16 protein-coding genes are annotated in these 23,394 nt (G+C 59.3%); 2 read left to right on the forward strand and 14 right to left on the reverse strand.

The window, feature by feature from the left end; genetic code table 11:
- Positions 1–3: 3 nt before the first annotated feature.
- Positions 4–468: a multidrug transporter gene (locus tag ACYZT6_RS02545; protein WP_462025582.1), complete on the reverse strand. Its 465-nt coding sequence runs from the start codon at positions 466–468 to the stop codon at positions 4–6.
- A gap of 166 nt (positions 469–634) precedes the next feature.
- On the opposite strand from ACYZT6_RS02545, the gene ACYZT6_RS02550 reads away from it, so the two are divergent.
- A complete protein-coding gene (locus ACYZT6_RS02550; protein ID WP_462025583.1) occupies positions 635–3,514 on the forward strand; it encodes an RHS repeat domain-containing protein in 2,880 nt (959 codons plus the stop codon).
- 84 nt (positions 3,515–3,598) lie between these two features.
- On the opposite strand, the gene ACYZT6_RS02555 is transcribed toward ACYZT6_RS02550, so the two are convergent.
- From ACYZT6_RS02555 to yaaA, 13 genes are all read right to left on the reverse strand, one after another.
- Positions 3,599–5,050 carry a mannose-1-phosphate guanylyltransferase/mannose-6-phosphate isomerase gene (locus tag ACYZT6_RS02555; protein WP_462025584.1) on the reverse strand — a complete coding sequence of 484 codons (1,452 nt, stop codon included), beginning with the start codon at positions 5,048–5,050 and terminating at the stop codon, positions 3,599–3,601.
- Between the two features lie 253 nt (positions 5,051–5,303).
- Positions 5,304–5,957 (reverse strand): alginate O-acetyltransferase AlgF, encoded by a 654-nt coding sequence (locus ACYZT6_RS02560; RefSeq protein WP_042932354.1) that lies wholly within the window; start codon positions 5,955–5,957, stop codon positions 5,304–5,306.
- Between the two features lie 17 nt (positions 5,958–5,974).
- Positions 5,975–7,150 carry an alginate O-acetyltransferase gene (locus ACYZT6_RS02565; RefSeq protein ID WP_145306902.1) on the reverse strand — a complete coding sequence of 392 codons (1,176 nt, stop codon included), beginning with the start codon at positions 7,148–7,150 and terminating at the stop codon, positions 5,975–5,977.
- A gap of 11 nt (positions 7,151–7,161) precedes the next feature.
- Positions 7,162–8,727 (reverse strand): MBOAT family O-acyltransferase, encoded by a 1,566-nt coding sequence (locus tag ACYZT6_RS02570; protein ID WP_462025585.1) that lies wholly within the window; start codon positions 8,725–8,727, stop codon positions 7,162–7,164.
- A 214-nt stretch (positions 8,728–8,941) separates the two neighbouring features.
- Positions 8,942–10,063 carry a mannuronate-specific alginate lyase gene (locus tag ACYZT6_RS02575; RefSeq protein WP_462025586.1) on the reverse strand — a complete coding sequence of 374 codons (1,122 nt, stop codon included), beginning with the start codon at positions 10,061–10,063 and terminating at the stop codon, positions 8,942–8,944.
- Between the two features lie 7 nt (positions 10,064–10,070).
- Positions 10,071–11,519 carry an alginate O-acetyltransferase gene (locus ACYZT6_RS02580; RefSeq protein ID WP_462025587.1) on the reverse strand — a complete coding sequence of 483 codons (1,449 nt, stop codon included), beginning with the start codon at positions 11,517–11,519 and terminating at the stop codon, positions 10,071–10,073.
- Between the two features lie 10 nt (positions 11,520–11,529).
- The gene (gene algG, locus ACYZT6_RS02585) at positions 11,530–13,119 is read right to left on the reverse strand and encodes a mannuronan 5-epimerase AlgG (protein ID WP_462025588.1); all 1,590 of its coding nucleotides are present in this window, start codon (positions 13,117–13,119) and stop codon (positions 11,530–11,532) included.
- Positions 13,120–13,145: 26 nt separating this feature from the next.
- Complete coding sequence (locus ACYZT6_RS02590; RefSeq protein WP_462025589.1) at positions 13,146–14,633, reverse strand: alginate export family protein; 1,488 nt, start codon at positions 14,631–14,633, stop codon at positions 13,146–13,148.
- Positions 14,630–16,132 (reverse strand): alginate biosynthesis TPR repeat lipoprotein AlgK, encoded by a 1,503-nt coding sequence (gene algK / locus ACYZT6_RS02595; protein ID WP_462025590.1) that lies wholly within the window; start codon positions 16,130–16,132, stop codon positions 14,630–14,632. The genes ACYZT6_RS02590 and algK overlap by 4 nt, the downstream gene beginning before the upstream one ends.
- 15 nt (positions 16,133–16,147) lie before the next feature.
- Entirely contained in the window at positions 16,148–17,317 is a 1,170-nt protein-coding gene (locus ACYZT6_RS02600; protein WP_462025591.1) for a PilZ domain-containing protein, read from the reverse strand.
- Between the two features lie 36 nt (positions 17,318–17,353).
- Positions 17,354–18,835: a mannuronan synthase gene (gene alg8, locus ACYZT6_RS02605; protein ID WP_461957320.1), complete on the reverse strand. Its 1,482-nt coding sequence runs from the start codon at positions 18,833–18,835 to the stop codon at positions 17,354–17,356.
- Positions 18,836–18,997: 162 nt separating this feature from the next.
- Entirely contained in the window at positions 18,998–20,314 is a 1,317-nt protein-coding gene (locus tag ACYZT6_RS02610) for a nucleotide sugar dehydrogenase (RefSeq protein ID WP_462025592.1), read from the reverse strand.
- Positions 20,315–21,122: 808 nt separating this feature from the next.
- Complete coding sequence (gene yaaA, locus ACYZT6_RS02615; RefSeq protein ID WP_462025593.1) at positions 21,123–21,902, reverse strand: peroxide stress protein YaaA; 780 nt, start codon at positions 21,900–21,902, stop codon at positions 21,123–21,125.
- Between the two features lie 265 nt (positions 21,903–22,167).
- Here yaaA and ACYZT6_RS02620 point away from each other — a divergent pair, with 265 nt between their 5' ends.
- Positions 22,168–23,292, forward strand: coding sequence for a polysaccharide deacetylase family protein (locus ACYZT6_RS02620; RefSeq protein ID WP_462025594.1), 1,125 nt, complete (start codon positions 22,168–22,170; stop codon positions 23,290–23,292).
- Positions 23,293–23,394: the final 102 nt, after the last annotated feature.

Here is a 23,394-nt window from a genome sequence, read left to right on the forward strand (position 1 = left end):
GGATCAGTCGGAGAAACTACCCTGCAAACGCTCGGCGCGAAACTCCAGGGTTTGCGGGCGATAGCCAGGACGCAGCGGCGGCAGGGGCAAGCAGTCTTCCCAATGGGCGCCGGCCTGCAGTTCGCCGGGTCCGCGATAGCGCGGGGCGGCATATTGATTGTCGGCCAGATTGACCGTATCACCCGGCGCATACGCGGCGACGCGCCAGCGCAACTCGGTCAGCGGCACGTCGTTGCCGTTGTTCATGGTCAGCTGCAAGGGGCGGTCTGCCGGGCAGTGTTCCGGCGCGTAGGTAATGCGCAACTCCAGGCGCGCCAGTTGCTTGACCTCGCGGTTGTCCATCCAGATCACCCACGTGGCCACCAGACCCAGACCGATGGCGGCCGCCACAGAGACGGGCAACGCCTTGGCCGGGTAGCGCAGCAATAAAATCAGCCAGGTGATGACCAGCAGGACGCCGATGAACATGTTTGAACGCTCCTTGAACTCATGACCACCATCCTACCGAACGGCTGCGGGAATGGACATTCACGGATCATCCGCGATCACCGTTGGTCGGCACTGTAATTTCTGACAGTAGCCAGCCGCTGTCACGAGGGGTTAGATAACCGCAGGCAAACAGGGACGGACCGGCATGCAGGCTTCGACGTTGGGATTGCATTACAAAACTCCCGGATTATCCGTCGTTGACCCGCGGGGGCTGCCGATTCGTTCGATTGAATATTGGCGCGCAGACGAAGACGCCACCGCGCTGGCGCGCATCAATCGCACCCTGCACGATGCCGCAGGTTTTCCGGTAAAACGCTGGGATCCGCGGTTGTGGGCGTTGCAAAAGGACGATCCCTCGGCCCCGGCCAATCTCCTGACCGTGCACTCGTTGCCCGGTGATCCCGTATGTACGGTCAGCGTCGATGCCGGCTCAAAGATTATTCTTTTCGGTCTGGCCAATGAAGAGCGCCGAGGCTGGGACAGTCGTGGTACCCGGCGCGAGATTCACTACGACAACCTGCTTCGTCCAGTGGCAGTGTTTGAGCACGTCGCCACGCAACCACCCCAATGTGCCGAACGTATGGAATATGGTGGTGCTGATCCGGGTAACCGTGAACGTAACCGATGCGGGCAGTTGATTCGCCAGGATGGCCCCGGCGGGACCTTGCTGTTTGAGGCGTTCGCGATCACCGGCCAATCCACCAGCCACGTTCAACACTTCACCCAGGAAACCGTTGCACCTGATTGGCCGGAGTTGATAGCGGATCGACAAAAACTACTCGAGCCGGGAGAGGGCGCGCGCTCGACGTGGCGTTACGGGGCGCTGGGGGATGTGCTGGAATCGGTCGACGCCAGGCAAAATTGCCAGCGCTTCAACCTCACCATTGATGGCCGGTTACGCCGCAGCGCCCTGAATCTGGCAGGACAATCCTCGTGGCAAATGCTGGTCGGCGAGATCGAATACAACGCCGAGGGTCAGACCATACGAGAAGTGGCAGGCAACGACGTACAAACAACGCTCACGTATCGCCCCGAAGATGGTCGTCTGATGGAGCGACGGGCGTACAGTGAACGAGTCGGTTTGCTGCAACACTTGTTCTACATCTATGACCGAATGGGCAATGTGCTGAGTATCGAAGACAAGGCGCTGCCGGTGCGTTACTTCAACAATCAACGCATAGACCCTCTCAGTCGTTTTATCTACGACAGCCTTTATCAATTGATCCAGGCGTTTGGCTGGGCGGCGGGCGGCCCCAACCGAGGGCCTGACTCAGTCGGTCGTACGGATCCGGCAGCAGTCAGCAATTACCATCAGAGCTTCTGCTATGACGAGGGCGGCAATCTGCTGAAGCTGACGCATGTTGGTGCGCAACACCCAGGGCGTGAATTAACCGCCGCGCGGTACAGCAATCGCTGCCTGCCCTGGCGCAACGGCGTGCCGCCGACCGAAGCAGACATCGCCGCTGCATTCGATGCCAGGGGCAACTTACTGGAGCTGGATCAGGGCCGCTTTCTGACGTGGGATCTGCGTAATCAATTGCACTCTGTCAGCCCGGTGGAGCGCGATTCCGGCCGCAATGACTGCGAGCTCTATCTCTATGATGCTGCTGGCCAGCGGGTGCGCAAAAGTCGCTCGTTGCAGACCAATGCCCGAGCCGTGACGGCCGAAGTACGTTACTTGCCGGGTCTGGAACTTCGTACTGACAGTGGCACCGGGGAAGCGCTGCAGGTCATCACCGCGCAGGCCGGCCTCAATGGTGTTCGGGTGCTGCATTGGGAAAGCGCGCCGCCGTCCGGCGTCAACGATCAGTACCGCTACACCCTGGTCGAACACCTGAAATCCTGCAGCGTGGAACTGGCCGACGATGCGCAGATCATCAGCCAGGAAGTCTATTACCCCTACGGCGAAACCGCGTGGTACGCCGGCCCGGATGTGATTGAAGCCGACTATAAGACCATTCGTTATTCGGGCAAGGAGCGGGATGCGACGGGGCTTTATTACTATGGATTGCGCTACTACGTACCGTGGATGTTCCGTTGGCTCAATCCTGATCCTAAAGGTTTGATTGATGGGCCTAATTTGTATCAGATGGTGGGCAACTCACCCGTGACTTTTGTCGATAGCGACGGTGGCGAATCGACCGAAGCTTCGCAACTGAATGACAGCCTGGACAAGCAACAAACCCTGTTGTCGTCGGTGGGAGGCAGCGCTTCAGATTTCAAGAATTCGCTACTCAATCACGTCTATGCCCAGCATCGTTTCAAAGCGTTGGGCAGGCGTGTCATTACCCAGCTTGCCAGCAGTGTTGTCAGTTCGGTGGGCACGGCGGCGGGGGCTGCGGCGGGCGGTGCCATTGGCGGGCTGGCAGGTCCTGTGACCGCTGGGTTGGGAAGCAAAGCGGGGGCGACAGTCGGGGCTAAAGCGGCAAATGCGCTGATTTCCAGGGTGGTGGATACCTATCAACTGGATCGCCCGATCAGCTTCAAAGGCAATGAAATGAACCCTAAATCATTCATCGAGGCCGTTGAACCCAAAAGTAAAACCAACTTGAGGACGATAAAATTCGAGCTGTCGGCAATGGACCCTCGGACCCCTGAAGGGCGAACGAAGCTGGGGAAAAAGATCGCCACCGCCGTGGCTGATAAATTGGTCGATAAAGTCGCCAGCAAGCTGGGATCAGAAGCGCCGGGCCTGATCAAGATAGGACGGGAGTTTTACCAGGCGTCACAGGGGCTCAATGCCGAATCGCTGAGCATGGTCCACGAGGCCGTTCCGGAGGTGATCGATATGGTGGAATTCCGGATGCAGGCCATAAACAACGAGTTCGCCGGCTCTGGCAGCTCAGACCCGAGCGTCTTCGAGCGTATCGCCGAGCTCTCATCGCAGACAGGGGAAGTCGTTCAGCAGTTGAACAGAAACCAGGATTTGATCGGGCTTGTCGCGCCCAAGCCTTATGCCGGTAGACGGCAATCGTTGAGTGGAAGGTCCCGTTTAGCTCCGCTTCGGCAGGTGTCACAGGGCTGATACCAGCAAAAAAAGCCCCCACCCAACCCGCTGCGGATAGGGAACGCAGCGGACTGGACGGGGGCTTCTGGTTTTGCTGAACGCTTACTGCGCGATGGTTTTCACCGACACGCCACGTTCGATCGGGGTGGAGCGACCGTAGATATCTTCAAACCGCTCGATATCGTCTTCGCCCAGGTAGCTGCCCGATTGCACTTCGATGATCTCAAGTGGAATCTTGCCCGGGTTGCGCAGACGGTGGACCGACGCGATCGGGATGTAGGTCGACTGGTTTTCGCAGAGCAGGAACACGTTCTCGTCGCAGGTCACTTCGGCAGTGCCGCTGACCACGATCCAGTGTTCGGCGCGGTGGTGGTGCATTTGCAGCGACAGGCACGCGCCCGGTTTGACCGAGATGTGCTTGACCTGGAAGCGGCCGCCCATGTCCACCGAGTCGTAGGAGCCCCACGGACGATAGACTTCGCAGTGGTTCTGGGTTTCAGTGCGGCCCTGCTCGTTGAGGGTGTTGACCATTTGTTTCACGCCTTGGACCGAGTCCTTGTGGGCGATCATCATGGCGTCCTTGGTTTCGACGACCACGATGTTTTCCAGGCCGATCACCGACACCAGTTTGCCGTTGCCGTGGATCATGCAGTTCTTGCTGTCCTGAATGACCACGTCGCCTTTGGTGACGTTACCGTTGACGTCTTTGTCATTCACTTCCCACAGCGACGCCCAGCAACCGACATCGCTCCAGCCGGCGGTCAGCGGTACGACGCAGGCGCGCTGGGTTTTTTCCATCACGGAGTAATCGATGGAATTGTCCGGGCAGCAGGCGAAAGTGGCTTCGTCGATGGTGATGGTGTCGGCATCCTGTTCGCTGCGCTCAAGGGTCAGCAGGCAGGTGTCGTAGATGTCCGGATCGTGTTTTTTCAGCTCTTCCAGGAAGCGGCTGGCGCGGAACAGGAACATGCCGCTGTTCCAGAAATAACCACCGGACTGGACGAATTCGGTAGCGCGTTTCACGTCCGGCTTTTCAACGAAGTGCGAGACACGGCTGACGCCTTCGGGCAGCAGCGAGTCATTGGTGGACTTGATGTAGCCGTAGCCGGTTTCCGGTTTGGTGGCCGGTACGCCGAACAGCACCATTTCGCCGTTTTCGGCGGCGACAGTGGCCAGGGCCAGGGCGCGTTGCAGGGCTTTTTGGTCTTCCAGTACGTGGTCGGCCGGCAGCACCAGCATCAACTCGTCACGACCTTCGTTGACCAGCATCATCGCGGTCAAGGCCACGGCCGGCGCAGTGTTGCGGCCGAACGGTTCCATCAGGATGCGCTGGGTTTCCAGTTTACGGTTGGCCAACTGCTCGTTGACGATGAAGCGGTGGTCTTTGTTGCAGACCACGATCGGGGTGTCCATGCCTTCAAACACCAGGCGTTCCAGGGTTTGCTGGAACAGCGTGTGTTCGCCGGTCAGGGCGAGGAACTGTTTAGGGAACTGCTTACGGGAAAGCGGCCAAAGACGTGAGCCGCTACCACCTGACAAGATCACCGGAATCATATTGTTACTCCTTGAAAATCGTATGGGTCAGAGCTACTGCGTTCTGTCGTTTCACTCTTGTTCTTATTCCGTAGCCAGGCCGGATCACCTGTAGCAGCTGCCGAGCCTGCGAGGCTGCGTTCGACGGCGTAGCCGTCGTCAATCCAGACAATGCGGTCATTCAGAACGACCGAGTTGCCGGGATTGCGACTGCTGCGCAGCCGGACGCAGGCTTCGCCAGCTGCTACAGGGGATCACCGTCCTGACGAATTATTTAGCGCGTCGAAACCGGGCGTTTTACCCAGACTGGCGACAAGCTGCTGCCTTTACCGGTGACGTAGAGCACGGCGGCTTCACCGCGTTCCAGGGCAACCGGCTTCACGTCGCCGACTTTGGTCGCGCCGTCATACAGGGCCAGGCTGACTTTGACCGGGTTGATTTCACGCTCGCCACGGCCCTTGGCCGCCACGGACGGAACCACTTCGGTCTTGCCGTCAGCGGTTTTCAGGGTCAGGGCCTTGTCGCTGAGGTTTTGTACGCGAACCAGGGATTTCTGCTTGTTCTTGAACGGCGGCTCTTCGATCAGTTGCGGCGCGCCGCTGGCGTTGTTGACCAGGGTGTAATAGTGGTCGCCGGCCAGTTTCACCGGCAGGGTCTGGCTGCCGACCTTGGCGCTGTAGTCGCCGCCCGGCATGAAGCTGAAGTCAGTGCTGGACAGCGGCGCGACTTCGGCCAGGTTGGTGCTGCCGACGGTGGCGCTGACTTCAGCGTTACCGGCGTTGTAGACACGTACGAAGCTCGAACCTTTTGGTGCAGTCGGGCCGTAGAGTGCGGCGTCGCCAGCAAAGGCGGACATCGACAACACGCTCATGCCAGCAACAAGTGCAAAGGTCTTGGCGAGACGGCGAGGAGTAGTAGTGAAAGTCATGGTAGTACCTCTCTCTTTCAGTTTTGCGCCCGGTCGGGCGTCTCGGATTTAGTGTTTGCGGCTACGTTTTGTTGGCGGGCGCCGGCTTCTTTGAGCTCTGCGACCCACTGCGGGTCGGCGTCGCCGATTTCGTTGTTCACAGGCAGATAACGTTCAGGAAACTCCCAGATCAGCACCTGTGGCGGGCTGTTCTTGAAAGCATCACTTTTCAGGTAGCTGAGCATCGGCAGAATCGGGCCGTGGCCGTCTTCGGCGTAATTGACCACGTCGCTGTTCAGCGCTTGTTTCAGCGCACCGACGAAGTTCCAGTTAGGGTTGGCGCTGTAGCTGGTGCCGATCAGGGCCACCGGCACTTCCGTGTTGGCGAACAGCGCGTCATCACCGGCAGGCTGGTCTTGCGCGACCACGGTGTTGCGCTTTTGCAACGGCTCTGTCTTCGGCATCAGGTTTTCGAACAGCGGGTCCAGCGGCAGGAACAACCGCAGGTCGCCCTTGTGCGTGACCTTCTCCGCAGGTTCGGTGACGAAGCGTTGCGGCTCGCCGCTGAGCGGGGTTTTCTCGGCAATGGTTTTAGCCAGGGTTTCGGCGGCAATTTGCGCGCCTTCCGGGGTCCAGTGGGTGTCGGTACGCAAGAACACTTGCTGACCATCCAGCTTGGCTTTCAGCATCGGGCCGAACAGGTCGGGGGCGATGATCTTGTTGGCCGCCACACGAGCGTGGAAGTCTTCATACAGGTTGGCGTGAATGCTCGAAGGCTTCACTGCGCCCAGGTGTTCCGGGTACAGGCGAGTCTTGGCCGGCACGATCGCCATCACCAGTTTCACGCCCTTGGCTTTCAATTCCTGACGTACGCCTTCTACGAGCGCGTAGTTGCCTTGCAGGTTCAACTCTTCGTTGACGATCGGGTTGAATTCTTCATCGCTGTACAACCACTGATCGCGACCGAGTACCACGCCCGGACGACCTTCGTTGAACAGTTTGAAATCCAGCGCAGCCCAAAGGTTGGTGCCCAGGCGCTTGATCGGGAACTCGTCGTCGTAATGCGTTTCCACGGCTTTGGCCCAGCGGCCATTGAGCACCGTCGCATCGGCGTTGGTGCTGAAGCCGAAGAAGCTGCGCGTCGACCACAGGCCCAGCACCAGCAGGGTCACCATGAACAGGGCGATGTAGAAGATACGTAATGAGCGGGTCATGGTCAGATCCCTCAGAACTGGAAGTAAAGGAACGGCGAGAAGCTTTGCGCCGAGAGTTTGAAAATCGAGGCGATGAACAGCACCAGTACCAGCGTGCGCATCACGTAACGGGACCAGTCCGCAGTCCAGTAAGCCGGTTGCACGGTGGCTTCAACGCCGACGGTGTAACCAGGCTCGTGGATGCTGGCCGGGTTGTCGCCCGGTACGGCTTTGATCATTCCAGGCTGAGCGGCGGCCGGGCCATCGGCCTCGACGTTCACCACAGGCTTGGTCTTCTCGGGCGGCAGGTTGCTGTAGAAATCACGGATGCCGAAGAACGCCAGGGTCATGTAAGCCACCACCAGGGTTGCCACTTGCAGGCCGGTGAGGCTGGCCGCGTTGAGTTCCGACAGCGACCATTCGCCGAAGCTGAACATCGCGCCGTACATACGACCGGCGACGTGCAGGTTTTCCGAGCGGAAGATCACCCAGCCCATGACCACGAGCAGGAAGGTAAGCGCCCAGCGGATCGGGTTGATGCTGCGTGGCGAGGTGTTCAGGCCCAGGGCCTTTTCGATCGCCAGCCACATGCCGTGCCACGCACCCCAGATGACGTACGTGATGTTCGCGCCGTGCCACAGACCACCGAGCAGCATGGTCAGGAACAGGTTGCGATAGGTCATCAACGTGCCTTTGCGGTTACCGCCCAGCGTGATGTACAGGTAGTCACGCAACCAGGTGGACAGGCTGATGTGCCAGCGACGCCAGAACTCGGTGATCGACTGGCTGATGTACGGCTGCTTGAAGTTTTCCATGAAGCGGAAACCCATCATCAAGCCCAGGCCGATGGCCATGTCGCTGTAGCCGGAGAAGTCGAAGTACAACTGCGCGGTGTAGGCGAGGGCGCCCAGCCAGGCGTCGCCCGTGGTGGGGTTTTGCAAGGCGAAGCAATGGTCGGCCACCACCGCGAGGGTGTCGGCGATGAACACCTTCTTGATGAAACCCTGCATGAACCGCGTGGCACCTTCGGAGAACTTGTCGAGGGTGTGGGTGCGGTTGTTGAACTGGTCGGCGAGGTCGCGAAAACGCAACACCGGGCCGGCGATCAAGTGCGGGAAGATCGCCACGAACGCGGCAAAGTCGATCAGGTTGCGGGTCGCCGGGGTATCACCCCGGTAGACGTCGATGATGTAGCTGATGGACTCGAAGATGTAGAACGAGATCCCGATCGGCAACAGCACGTGGGTCAGGATGAACGGCGACAGACCGACCGAAGTCATCATCGCGTTGATGCTGTCGACGCCGAAGTTGGCGTACTTGAAGTAGCCGAGGATGCACAGGTCGACGCCCACGCCCAGGAGCAACCAGCGCTGTGCCGGTTTGGTCCGAACGCCTGCGGCACCGACTTTGAGGCCGATCCAGTAGTTCCACAGCGTGACGGCTGCGAACAGCGCAAGGAAGTCCACACGCCACCAGGCATAGAACACATAGCTGGCGAGCAGCAGCAGCAGGTTGCGATAGCGTATTCCGCTTAAGTAGTACATGCCGAGAAAGATCGGCAAGAACAAAAACAGGAACACGTTGGATGAAAATACCATCCCGGTCTCTCCATGTTTAACCAACAGTCAAGGGCCAACGGCCCCCCCAAACCCCCCACCGAAAACCGGGGGGCGTAACACACAATTCAAACCTGACACTGACCCTGTAGGAGCGAGGCTTGCCCGCGAAGGCCGTGACGCGATTGAACTGATGAACCGTGTCATCGTTCTTCGCGGGCAAGCCTCGCTCCTACAAGGGGTTTTGCGTTTGGCTCTAGGAACCTTTGCCTTTCTCGTTGGCCGGGTCGTAGACCTTGGTCAGGTCACCCCCGAGGCGGAAGGTCTTGAACGGCTGCATCTCGTGTTTTTTCTCGAGCACATCCGGCGAGCAGGTGTAGAGCGTGCAGAACGGTTCCAGCCAGGCGAATTTCGAATCGACCTTGAGGTCGGTCATGTCCTGTTCCTTGCCGTTCTTTTTCTCGAACTCTTCCGGGTCTTCGACACCCGCAAGTACTCGATCACCCAGGCGTTTCAGCGCGCCGTTGTTTTCCTGACGCAGATCCACACCGTTGACCAGCGCAAAACTGGCGATCATCGACAGTGGTGGCAGGGCGTAGTTGTGATAGGCGAGGGCGCGCTGCTCGCGCTTCAGCTCGTTAGGCAGGAAACCCTGCGCATCAATCTGATTGGCGCCGACTTTGTATTCCTTCACCGACCAGTCGAACAGGTCGCGACGGTTGGTGGCGATGGACGTTGCCATCACCGACCAGGCGGACCAGTACGAGTGGTTGTTGGTTTTTTCCAGCGGCAGGTTGTCCCAATCGCTGACCACCTGATCCGCCATTTTGCTGAACCAGGCTTCGATCAACTGCGACTCTTGCTGATGGTTTGCCAATGGGTGCGAGTCGGAGAACTTCAGGCGAATGTACGAAGACGCCATGCTGCCCAACGCCCATTTGCGCATGGACTTGCCGGTGTGGTTGAAGTCTTTGGACATCAACGCATCGGCCTTGGCCCACGCGGTCAGCCAGTTCAGGGTGCATTCCAGTTGTTCCGGACGACCGTCACGCATGTACTGCATCACGCGCTTGCTGGTGCCGCGCTCAATCTTGGTGATGTCGGCAGTGGTGTCGCGGAAGGCTTTTTCCGAGGCTTCGTTCAGGGTCGAACGGGCCTTGTCGGAACCTTCGTACTTGCTGCGAAATTGCAGCGAGCCGGTGTATGGCGTCGGCATCGCATCACAGCCTTCGCTCTTGTCGCCGGTTTTGACTTTTTCAATCGGCGCGAAGTAGCCCTGTGGCGGGCGCAGTGGCGCGGCGGCCTGGGTGGCGCCGGCAAACATCGCCAGCGTCAGCAGTGATGGTGCGAGTAATCTTTTCAAAGTTCGGGTTTGCATATGAACCTCATTGCCCTGCCTGGGCGGTACGCTGCCCGGCGCCTGGGAATACGTTGCGTTTGCAGATTTTCGCTTCGACTTTCTGTGGCGTGGCACCTGCTTCAGGGCCCTGGATTTCGACGGCCAGCAGATTCTGCGAGGCCCAGTCTTCGTCCGTACGCAACTCAAAGGCAAAGCGCCCGTCGGTGTCGGAAGTTTCAGGTTTTTCGATTTTGATGTCCTCGTGGCGACCGTTCATGTACCAGAGGGTGGCTTGCAGGACTTTCACCGACGGATCGGCGAACTGGATGTCGACCTGGTGACTGCCGTTTTGCAGGTTCAGGTTCTTGCTGTTGACCATTAATTCGTTCTTGCCCGGTTTCAACGTGGTGCTGCCGGTCATCTGTGCATCCTTTCCTTCGCAACCGTTGTCCAGCAGCGCCATCATCTGGCGGTAGATGGTTTCCTGGTCGAGGCGGTAGAGCGGCGAGAATTCCCAGATCAGAATCTTCGGCGGCTTGGTCTGGAACTCTTCGCTGCCCAGGTACTGCAGCATCGAACCTTCCAGGCCACCGCCGGGGAACGCCACGTTGAGGATGTCGGCGCCGATGGCCTCTTCGAGGAAACCGGCGAAGTTGTAGTTCTTGCCACTGTGGCTGGTGCCGACCAGGGTGATCTCTGGATTGCCGGAGTCACTGAACAGGTCGCCGTCGGCGGCTTCGCCCTTTGGCTCGGTGGTGAACTGATCCATGTACTGGATCGCGTAGCTGGTGCCACAGAGTTGACCGGCCATGTTGTGTAATGTTCCGGTCTTGCCCATGCGACCCGACTTATGGCTCTCGAATTCGCGCTTGGGAATGTCCGCGAACTCAGGCAATTGCTTGATTTTCTCGCCGACGATTTTCGCCGTGCGCTGGGCGCCATACGGCGTCCAGTGTTGGTCGCCGCGGAAGTAGAAGTCGTGGGCCGGCAGGGTGTCGGGCAGCGATTCGTTGGTCAGCGGCGACAGGTCCGGAACCACGTAACCCATGGCGGCGAAACGCCCGAGCATGGTCTTGTAGTTCTTCAGCGCCTTGTCGAAATCGAACTTGGCTTTGTCTTCCGGATTCAGCTTGTTGCGGTTCACCAGGCCACGGGTCGGCTGGTAAACGACGACCAGTTCCACGCCTTTGCTCTTGAACGCATCGTGCAGTTCTTTCATGCGTTTGTAGCCGGCAGGGGTGGTGTCGAATTCGGTGCGCAAGTCTTCTTGCGTACGGAACAACCAGTCGCCCTGAGCCTGCACCAGCGTGGTGAAGTTCTGCTGGTAGCGCGTGGTGTAGTTCTTCGCGTCATGGGCTTCGGGGCACAGGTTGCAGCACGGTTCGGCGCTGAAGCTGGGCGCCTTGACTTCATCGGCACGGACGCCGGCGCTGGCCGCGAGAATGCCGGCGGTCAGGGCCGACAGGCTGAGTAATTTGATCAAGTGTGGGTGCATAAAATTATCCTCAGTCCTGCATTTCGGTCTGGCGTTCGACAGGGTCGATCAGCACGGCTTTCTGCTGGCGCACCAGCAGGTCGAGAATTTCATCCTGGCGCTCGCCAAGAATCCCGTTGAAGCTGATGCCGCTGGATTTGGTCGGCGCGAGCATGGACACGCGATACAACTCGACGCTCAGCGGCGAGTCGATGGACAGCGGTCCGCTGCCGTTGCCGGCCAGTTCACCGCCGACGATGATCAGCGACACCTGGGCGTCGAACGGGTCGAGCTTGATGTCCCGGTCGGTGTCGCTCAGGTCCTTGATGTGGCCGTAGACGCCGGTCAGGCCGTTGGCCATGGCGAGGTTTTCGTAGAGGCGAATGTTCACGCTGTTACGAATACGGATGCCGTGGCGACGGTTGCTGATCACCTTGTTGGCCCACAGCAGGTTGTCGCCACTCTCGTAGAGGGTGATGCCGTCCGTGTGGTTCTTGTAGATCTCGTTGTAGGCGATCAGGTTGTTGACGCTGTTACGGTCGATCACCAGGCCCGACAACTTGTTGTCGTAGCTGCGGTTGTTGAAGATGAAGCTGTCGTTGACCTCACGGGAAATGATGATCCCGTGCTTCTTCTTCGTCCCGAAAACGGTGTTGTCGGCGATGATCAGACCGTGGGAACGGTCATGCGGGTCAATGCCGTAAACGATGTTGTCTTTGTAGGTGTTGCCCTTGACCACGAAGTCGCGGGTTTCGTAGCAGTAGAAGCCGTACCACATGTCCGAGAACTCGGAGCCGATGATCCAGCCAGTCGGTTCAGGGCGCTTGAGGACCTTGGCCATGTTTGGCGTGTATTGGGAAATACTCACGCCGTACGACTTACTGTTGGCGTAGCCGAAACTGGCCATCTTGCTGTTGGCGATGTAAGTCTGGGTGCCGCCCCAGGCCAGCAGGAACGGACGGAATTCTTTCGGTGACTTGAACGTCGCCGGACCGTTTTCCTTCTCGCGCCAGCCAGTGATCTTGGTATCGCGCACAAACAGCTGACCGTCGTTGACCAGGAACGAACCGGCCTCTTGGGACAGGCGCAATTCCTGGGTCTGCTTGTCGATTTCCAGAATGCCGTTCTTGCCGACCACGATCGGCAACTTCGCCAGGAACACGCCTGGCGAGGTTTCGCTGAAGTACTGCTTGGGTACTTTCTTGGCCAGGTCCTTGAGGTTCATGTAGCCGTCGTCGACGAAGATTGCCTGCGGGATACCGTGCTGACGCACCACCCACTCGGCCATTTTGTTGTCGCCGCCGATGAAGTCCTTCAGCGCGTCTTCCTGCATCATCCGGCGCACGCTGATTTTGCCGGCCTTGGTACGCACGATTTTCGCGGCGATGGCTTCGGCGGTGTAGCCGGAGGTGTCCGGCAATTTCGGCGCAGCCAGTTCCAGCGGCTCGGTCGGTGCGCTGCTGACGGTGTAGGTCTTGGCCTGTTGCAGACCCTTGGCAACGGTCGCCGGCTGCCCTTTCTGGACGGGCGCGGCCGGCTCCACCGTGGCGAAGGCCGCCGAGCTTGCCAGCAGCATCGCGCCGGCCAGCAAGGTCAACGAGCCTCTCTTCGGACTGTTCATGTCAGGAACTCCCTTCGCGGTTCGCATCAGAAGCGCCAGATCACGTCGATAAACGCGCGGTGCATGTACGAGTCGACGCCTTTGCCATACGCATCGCCCGGCTTGAACACACCGCCACGCAAACGCACGAGGGCCGAAGGCTCATCGATCGACTGACTCAGGGAGGCCGGCAGCAGGCCTTGCTTGAAGTACTTGGTGACGACCACGTCCATTTCCTGGCCGAGGTCTTTGTTGCCATCTTCCAGCGGCAGGGACGTGCTGGAGAGCACGGCGCCGGTCACGTCGTCGGTGTCGTTCTGCACGGCGTTGATGCCGTTGCTACCGACTGGCTTGTTGCCGTCGACACGCCAGAATTTGTGGTAGATCACGCTGGCGTCGTATTCGTCGTTGAGCATCCACGAACCGAACAACGTAGCGGTTTGCATGTTGTTCATTTCGCCGCGGAACGCTTCGCCGAAACGGTGAACCCTCGAACGGGTACCGGTGTAGTTCGAACGGTTGCTTTCCAGGCCGTTCTGTTCGTAATCGGCGCTAGCGCGGGCGTAGGCTGCACCGACTTGCCATTGCGGATCGAGGCGCAGACGCACGCCCAGGTCAGTGGCCCAGCCATCGACGTTGCCACTGGTCTTGGCTTGAGCGGGCGGAGTGCCATCGGCGTTCAGCGGATTGACCGTGTCGCGGTCGCCGCTCATGCCGGTGACGCTGCCCCAGTAGTTGACGGTGTTGGTGTTACGCCAGTTGTAGGCGTCGCTGTCGGCGGTCAGGCCGATCCAGCTGATGTCGCCGTTCTCTTTCTTGTCCAGAGAATCGGCGGGAACACCTGGCTCCGGATAGTCGAGCTTGCCGTCATCGTGGGTGTGATGACCGCGAATGCCGACCCAGTTGCCCGGCGTCCACTGATACGCCGCATCGGCGTAAGCGTGCAGGCGATCCTTGTCTTTGGGCGCCAGCTCGGTGAGGTCGGTGCGGTATTCGCTGAAGCGTTCTGCGACACCGGCGTTGGCGCGCAGCAGGGTGGTGTCGAAGGTCCAGTTCAGGGCTTCGATGTTGGTGTCGCGCCATTGGCCGTCATCGTTGCGCAGGCGTTGGCGACCGAGCTTGAGGATCTCGCCAGGGTACGGCGTCAAGCCACTGTAGCCGACCCAGAACTCGCGCATCGCCAGGTAGTTTTTCTTGCTCTTACGATCACCGTTGTCGGTGGCTTGGGTGCCGTCGCTGTCGGACTGCTGCAGGGTGTCGGTCTCGATGATGTCGGTGGACGTCACGGCCTGACCCATGGCGTAGCCGCTCCACGCGCCGCTCTCGCCGTAGATCCATGGACGCAGGTCGAGGCCGACGCCGTTGACGTCGCCTCCGCTTGCCGTACCCAGGTCGGTGTCGTCTTCGGACTGGGCGGTGACTTTGACGTCAAGGCCATAGTTCTGGGTTTCGGTCAGGGCCGCCAGGGTCGGGCACGACCACAAGAGGGCGAATGACAGGCCGATACCGGCCTTCACGAATGGATTCAGCTTCATAGGGATTCCTCGCCGTCTTCTTCTTGCAGGGCGTGCAGTTCCAGCGTGTTCTGGCTCAAGGCACCACGAACGGCCTGTTCTTGTTTCAACAGGCGTTGGGCCTCTTTGATCTGGGCAGGCGGCAGTTGGGCTTCGAGTGTTTGCGCAAGCTCGGTGGCTTGCGGGGTGTTCTGCGCCTTGGCCAATTGGCTGAAGACGTAAGCGTTGAGCGGGTCGGGCTTGGTGCCCTTGCCTTGGGAAAACAGTTGGGCAATGGCGAAGTCGGCGCTGTTCTGGCCGTTGCGCGCCGCCTTGAGCAGGTGGTCCAGCGCTTTCTGCGAATAGACCTTGCCCAGGTAACCGCGGCGGTAGATCTGGCCGAGGTAGTAATCGGCAGCCACTTCTCTGTCGACGGCTTTCTTGAAGTGTTCTTCGGCGGCCTTCGCGTCGGCCGGCACCATTTTGCCTTCGTAGTAGAGCTTGCCCAGCAACAGCTCGGCACGCGGCTGGTCAGCGGCGCGGCCGTTGTCCAGGTACTTCATCATCGTGTCGACGTCGCCCAGTTCCGGGAAGTCGTAGAGCAATTGCGCAAGGCTGACCCAGGAAGCGGGGTAGCCCGGAGCGATGCCTTCGAGCAGCGACTGAGCGGTTTTCTCGTCGGTCTTGCCCAAGTTTGCATCGCCCAATACGCGAGCGACGCTGTCCACGCGCTGAGCGGTTACCGTGCCGCGAGCTTGAGCGGCTTGCATCTGCTTGATCAGCTCGGCCTGTTGCTCAGGCTTGGCCTGTTTCTGATAGACCGTGGCCAGTTCGACGTAGCAGATGTCCGTGGTGTTCAACGCGGCTTTGCAGATGGTTTCCACTTCGTCCAGGTGCTGGTCGTAAGTGCCTTGGGTGCGATAGAGCAGCACTTGGGCCAGGCCCGCTTCCGGTTTGCCTTCGGCGCGCCATTGGCTGATCTGCTGCTGGGCGTTGACGTTCGGGAAGCTGTGCGGGTATTGCAGGTACAGCATCGCCAGCGGGATCAGGGTGTTGCCTTCGCCAGCGGCCGAGGCTTTTTTCAGCAGGCCTTCGGCTTCGTGCTGTTCGGCTTCGGTGGAACCCGGCTTGGCCACCAGCAGGCGACCCAGGCGAGCCTGAGCCCGCGGCGAAACGCTGGCCGCGGCGCGGTAAGTCGCCTCGGCCTGTTTGATTTGTGCCGGGTCACGGCTGTCGACCTGGATATCGGCCAGGCCAACCTGTGCTTCGCTGTAGCCCAAGTCTGCCAGTTGCTGGTAATTCTGCGCCGCCAGCGCGGTGTCGCCGCGCTTAAGGGCTTCGTTGGCCAGACGCTGGTCGGGCAGGCCGGCACAACCGGCCAGACTGACTGCCAATGCCAAGGCACACACTGTTCCAATGTGGGAGCCAGCCTGCTGGCGATTCAGGCAGCGCGGTGAATCAGTTGAACCGCGTTGATCCCATCGCGAGCAGGCTCGCTCCCACAGGGTATGCGGTGTGCTGAGGATATTTGGAGTCGTCACAGGCATGTCCTCTGCTTAAAGACCGGAAGCCATGGCTTTGTCGATCAGCCAGTTCAGGTTCGGACCACGGGTGCTGTTCACTTCAACCGGGCGACCGGCGAACTTGCTGTCCAGCGGCTCGTCCGGCTGGATCAGCACGCGGATGTCGGAGGAAAGGTCGGCGCTTTTCAGGCTGGTGCTGCTGACGATCTTGCCGCTGCGGGTGGTGTCATCGCCGGCGATCTGGAAGCTGACCGTGTTGCCTGGACGTACATCGGCGAACTGGCGATAGGTGAAGCGTGCTTCAACGTTGGCTTCGCTGTTGCGCGGCACCAGTTGGAAGATCACGTCGCCTTTGCTGGCGTACTGACCGTTGGCGACCAGTTGCTGGGCCACGGTGCAATCGCACGGCGAGGTCAGGGTGCCGGTCATTTGCTTGCCGAACAGCTCTTCAACCTTGGCCGGTTGCAGTTGATTGTCGTCAAGATGACCCTTGAGCACATCGAGCATGCTGGTGCTGAACGTCGCCAGCGGAGCGCCTTTGGCGGCAACGCCGTCGGCCTTGATCAGGCTCTGCACGGTGCCGTCGCGCGGCATGGTGATGTTCATGCCTGGCACGCTGACAAGGCCAGCCTGGGCGTGGCTGACGAAGTACATGCCGTACACCGACTTGAAGATGAAACCGAATGCCGCCAGGCCGACGAGGAAAATCGCCAGGCTGAACGTCACGGCGCGCAGGCGACCGAACGCGGTCATGCCGTGGCCGCCGTCCTTCATCTTGCGCGCCTTGGTGAAGTTGTCGCGCTGCAGGGTCGCCAGCACTTCACCCATGCTGACGATGTCGCCGGCCAGGTGCGAAGTGATCAAGTGGCGCAGGGTCGAGATGTCTTGTGGTTCCAGGTTCTGGAACTGGCAACCGGCACGACCGGTCGGGCGGTCGAAGGAGCGCACTTGCAGCTCCACGTCCATGGCCAGGCCGAGGTTATCGATGACGAACTGCAGGCGAGCCTTGTACACGTCACCGATTTTCAGTGGCAACTGACCGGCGTTGAAAGCCAGACCGCCAGCGGAGAGGTCGATCACTCGAGCTTCCATCGGGGTCCGGTCGGGACCGAAGAAACGCAGCTTGGCCGGGATTTTCACTCGGGCGTGTTGGCGCTGGGCTTCTGACTCATGCACTACGTTGGCGTTGACGGCGGTATTCATAGGGGCGTTTTCCTGGTTAATTCAATAAGGGGGCGGTCAGACCATCATCAGCAGCACGGCAACAAAGATGCTGCCGGCGGAGAAGGTCATGGTCCGAGACGACCAGGTGTTGAACCAACGTTGAAAGCTGGCGAGATCACGGGTCAGGGAAGTGGGCTGGCGAGTCCAGGACTGTTGGTCGAGGCGGAAGAACACGTAGATCTTCACCAGCGCGCCAACGATCTGGTTGTAATAGAGAATCGCCGGGTAGGCCGGGCCGATCCGGTGACCGGACAAGGACAGCAGCACGGTCAGGATCAGGCGGGTAATACCGATCCACAGCAGGTACACGAGGATGAACGCGGTGCCGTACTTGAAGCTGGCGATCAGCGCGACGGTCAGGCCCAACAACGAAGTCCACATCGACACGCGCTGATCGAACAGCACCACCGAGGTGAACAGGCCGAGGCGTTTAACCCCCAGGCCCAGGGCGCGGGCGTTCTGGCGCAGGTTGTTGCCGTACCAGCGGAACATCAGTTTGCGACTGGCCTTGATGAAGCTTTTTTCCGGCGGATGTTCCACGGTATGGATCGCGGCGTCCGGCACGTAGAACGTGTCGTAGCCCAGACGCATCAGGCTGAACCAGCTCGACTTGTCGTCACCGGTCAGGAACTTGAAGCGGCCCAGGCGCCAGTGTTGCAGCGAGTCGCTTTCCACGTCGGCGATAAAGTCCGGGTTGGTGACCACGGTGGCGCGGAACACCGACATCCGGCCGGTCATGGTCAGCACGCGCTTGGACAGGGCCATCGAGCACATGTTGATGTGGCGCTGGGCGAATCGCAGTTTGTGCCATTCGCTCATGATGTAGCCGCCGCGCACTTCGCAGAACTCGTTGGTGGTCAGGCCGCCGACATTGCCGAACAGCTGGAACCACGGCACGGTCTTGAGCACGGTGCCCTCGGCGAGCACGGTGTCGCCATCGATCACTGCAACCACTGCGCGGTCGTCCGGCAGGTGGCGGGAGATGGCGCGGAAACCGTAGGCCAGGCCATCACGCTTGCCGGTGCCGGGAATACGCACGAAGTCGAGCTTGACCCGATCCGGCGGATTCATCCGGGACCAAAGGCTTTTCACCAGCTTCTCATCGGACATTTCCACGATGGAGCAGACCATGGTGGTCGGCAGGCCGCAGTCGATCGCTTCGCGAATGACCGAGGCGTAGACCTGGGCGGTGGTCAGCGCGTCGATACGAAAACTGGTGACCATCAAAAACACATGGGACGGGTTTGCCGCGTCACCCAGCTTGCGCACTTTGCGCCGCAGGTGCGGGTAGACCACGTACAGAAACAGCATGCCGCGCACAAAGTGCGTGGCGCCCATCGAGTAGCGCCAGATGCCGATGAAACCGATGAGGAAGATAAAGTCCTTCGAATCGGAATCGAATGTGGACGCAGGCAACGCCATGGCGATGCCCATCAATAAACTTAGGTAAAACAGCCAACCGGCGGCCTGAAGTAGGCCGTGCTTTAGCCTGTGCATAATCTGCATCCGTCTCTATCTCGGGCGAGCCTGTGGGGTGGCCCGATGGGGTTAAGGCAGGCGAAAAAGCGTAGGAGCGAGGCTTGCCCGCGAAGGCGGCGTGCCTGACACACCGCGTTGCCTGGTTCGCCGGCAAGCCTGGCTCCTACAGGGAGCCGCTTGTTACCAGCAGATGCCTTCGGTGCGGCCGCTGACGCTGGTGGCTTTGGACATGAAGCCAACCAGGTCGACGACTTGCTTGCCGTGCGGAGCGTTCTGCGCCAGGGCGCGGAATTTCTCGTCACGGTTGCCGAGGATGATCACGTCGGAGTTGGCGATCACGTCGTCGAAGTCAGCGTTGAGCAAGGACGAGACGTGAGGGATCTTCGACTCGATGTAATCCTTGTTCGCGCCGTGGACACGGGCGTATTCGACGTTGCTGTCGTAGATGCTCAGGTCGTAACCCTTGCCGATCAGCATTTCCGCCAGATCAACCAGCGGGCTTTCGCGCAGGTCATCGGTACCAGCCTTGAAGCTCAGGCCCAGCAGGGCGACTTTGCGTTTGTCGTGGCTGGAAACGATGTCGAATGCGTTCTGTACTTGCGACACGTTGCTGCGCATCAGCGAGTTCAGCAGCGGCGCTTCGACGTCCAGGGAACCGGCACGGAAGGTCAGGGCACGCACGTCTTTCGGCAGGCAAGAACCGCCGAACGCGAAGCCTGGGCGCATGTAGTACTGGGACAGGTTCAGCGTCTTGTCCTGGCAGACCACTTCCATCACTTCACGACCATCGACGCCGACAGCCTTGGCGATGTTGCCGATCTCGTTGGCGAAGGTCACCTTGGTGGCGTGCCACACGTTGCAGGTGTACTTGATCATCTCGGCGACAGCGATGTCCTTGCGGATGATCGGTGCGTCGAGCTCTTCGTACAGCGCTTGCAGAACGTCGCCCGAAGCCTTGTCGAACTCGCCGATGACGGTCATTGGCGGCAGGTCGTAGTCGGCGATCGCGGTGCTTTCACGCAGGAACTCAGGGTTCACTGCAACGCCGAAATCAACGCCGGCTTTCTTGCCGGAGCAGTCTTCGAGGATCGGGATGACAACGTTTGCGACCGTGCCCGGCAAAACGGTGCTGCGAACCACGATGGTGTGGCGGGTGGTCTTGTCACGCAGGACAAAACCGATCTCGCGGCACACGGCTTCGATGTAGTTCAGTTCCAGGTCGCCGTTCTTTTTGCTCGGCGTACCGACGCAGATCATCGACAGGTCGGTGTCGCGAATCGCCTCGGCGAAGTTGGTCGTGCCGCGCAATTTGCCCGTCTCGATGCCCTTCTTCAGAAGTTCGCCCAGACCCGGTTCAACGATCGGCGATTTACCGGCGTTGATCATATCGATTTTGTCTTTGGCAACATCGACGCCAACGACGTCATGGCCCCGTGCAGACAGGCAACCGGCACATACTGCGCCGACGTAACCCAAACCAAATATGCTGATGCGCATCGCAATTACCTCTGTGTTTTATCAAGCCATTACATGGCCGGAGTTAATGGTGTTCAGCGGTATAGTGCACTCGAAAGTGCGGCTTACAGGCGCCACAGTGCCGCGTGCAGGCATACAAAGTTCCGAGTGTCTAAATAAGTGCACTCAAGATGTGCGCAACTAGGCCTTATTATTTTGATATGCCCTGTTATGCAGCCAATCTTCTGATCAGAAGACATTCGTGCATTGGTCTTGCGCGCTCAATGCCAGGCAGAAGCCCGTAAATCAAGCGGTTGGGTGCTCAGGTGAGCACGTTTATAGGGGCGCTGCCTTGGCCTTGCAGGGGATATTGATAAGCCTATCTCCTGTCCTTTATGGGTTGCCCAGATTAGAGGTCCGACCTTTAGAAGTTAATGTGACAACTTCGCTACGTGACGCTCTTCTCTGCGTAAGTTATCTCGCACAAACGCTGGGAGAATCGTTACCGATGGTATGAGCTACGCATTTGGACATAGTTCCAGTCCGCCCATCGCGAATTCTGAAATTTCTTGAAATATTGAGAAAGATGGCACTGCTCTCATATTGATAGCACTTGCCGTTTGGCCCTTTATATATAGGCCGATTATCGGGTTAGATAGTTTTGTGCCACTACCGATAAAAATTTTCAGTGCCACTACTGAAAAAAATCATCAAAGTCGAGTGAAACAATAGTTAGAAAATTGAGTGATGTATTTTTGGCGCCAATATGTCGGCAAGTAAGGCGGGGGATTGTCGGACGATCAGACGGCGGTGCACGACGTTTTTTTGCTGTCGTGCACCGACCCGGTGCTTACTCTGGCGCGTGATCGCGCAGGAACACCAAATGGTCCGGTTTAGACTGCTCGGCGCTGTAGCGATAGCCTTGAACGTCAAATTTTTTGAGGTCTGCCGGGTCGTTGACACGTTCTTCAATGACAAAACGACTCATCATTCCGCGCGCTTTTTTCGCGTAGAAACTGATGATCTTGTATTGGCCGTTCTTCAAGTCCTTGAAGTCGGTATTAATGATGCGCGCGTTCAGGGCACTGCGTTTGACCGCCGAGAAGTACTCGTTGGAGGCCAGGTTCAGCAGCACATCGTCGCCCTGATCGGCCAGTGCTTCGTTCAGCCATTCGCTGATCCGCGTACCCCAGAACGCATACAGATCCTTGCCGCGGGCATTCGCCAGTTTGGTGCCCATTTCCAGCCGATACGGTTGCATCAGGTCCAGTGGGCGCAACAGACCATACAGGCCTGAGAGCATGCGCAAGTGCTGTTGCGCGTAATCGAAATCGGCTTCACTGAAGGTTTGTGCGTTCAGGCCGGTGTACACGTCGCCCTTGAAGGCGAGCAGCGCCTGCTTGGCGTTTTCTGGTGTGAACGCGGGCGTCCAGCTGCCGAAACGCGCGGCGTTGAGGCCGCCGATCTTGTCGGAGACGTGCATCAACTCGCTGATCTGCGCTGGCGTCAGGTCGCGCAGCTGCATGATCAGCTCCTGGGAATGGTCGAGGTACTGCGGCTGGGTGAAGCGCTGGGTCGCCGGCGGTGTTTCGTAGTCGAGGGTCTTGGCGGGGGAAATCACCATCAGCATGAAGTCGTCTCCTTTAATCGTGGGGGCGATTCTAGGGGGTTGGGCCGGTTGACTCCAGCTATCAAGTCCATAGGTGATCGACGGCTTGCACGTTCCCCTGTAGGAGCGAGGCTTGCCCGCGAAGACGGTGTGTCAGTCACTCATGATTAAACTGACAAACCGCCTTCGCGGGCAAGCCTCGCTCCTACAGGTGTTTGGCGCTGCTGCGGGAATAGGGGCCAGATCAGCTATAGTGCCGCGCGGGTTTTGTTATGGAGACATCCCATTGCGTATCGTTTTTCTATTTTCGGCGTGGCTGTTGAGCTTCGGAGCCATGGCGGCGCCGGGCGATGTGGCGACGCTTGATCGCAGCACCTGGCCGGAACAGCTCAGCAGCCCGACGCTGTTTGACGTCGCATCACGCGCCGAAATCCTCATGTTCGCCCGCGTGTTGCTGGCCAGCGAGTCGCTGGATGAGCCTGCCCTGGCGCACCGCCTGGGCTTGCGGACCCTCAATCTGGAGTCCGTCAACAACCTGCGCCAGCGCATGTGGCAACGCCTGCTCGCCAACTACAACTTCGCCCAGCAGAGCTGTGATCAGGATGCTTCCTTTTGTTTCCTCGTCGAGGACATGGACACCCTGCGCCAGCAAGCGGCCAAGTTTCAGGTCAGCGACGACAGCTACTACATAAAGTGGTCGGAGCCGAGCCGTTTGTTTCACGCCCAGTACCTCGACGAGCAACTGCGCAAGGCTGCACTATTTCCACAGAGCAGCAGCGAAGTCGATCGTTTTGGCGACTATGAGCGCAACGGCGACGAGATGCATGACCGGCTGTTTTTGCTGACCTTCGACAGCGCCGCCAATGTCACGCCGGACAACACCGGGTGGGTGACGGAGTACCTGCGCAAGTCGAATATGAGCGGCACGTTCTTCGTGCTGGGCAAAGACATCCAGGCGCGTCTGTCCGAGCGCTCGGTGGCCAGTGTGCAAGCGACCTATTCAGCGCAGTGCATCGGCGTGCAAGGCTGGGAATTTCGTTCTCACAGCCACTGGCAGGACTGGCAGGACTCGGTGCGACGTAGCGTCGAGCTGGTGAAAAGCAAGCTGCCGGAGAATTACGTGCCGCTGTTCCGCCCGCCCGATGGCCAGCGTCGCTCGGATGCCGAAGGCTTCTTCAAGGCGCAGGGTTTGCAGGTGGCCTTGTGGGACATCGATGCCCAGGACGGCGCCGGCAAGCTCAAGGGCAACCCGAGCGCGCAACGCGTGTTGACGCTGATGCTGCTATGGCGACATGGGGTGATTAACTTCAATGTGAAGCAGGATGCTGTGAAAACGGCGATGCCATGGCTCATCACGCAAACGGCGCAAAGCGGGATCGGTTGGGAGGACTGTCAGGACGCGTTTCGCTGAAACCGTAAAAAGCCCGGAATCATTGGGGAGGAGGGCGAGGCGGGGTAATTTTCGTGAAGATTTCGATGCAGGCTGATGCCGGGCGCGAAAAATCCACGCCAT

The organism is Pseudomonas sp. RT6P73 (genome assembly GCF_054897715.1).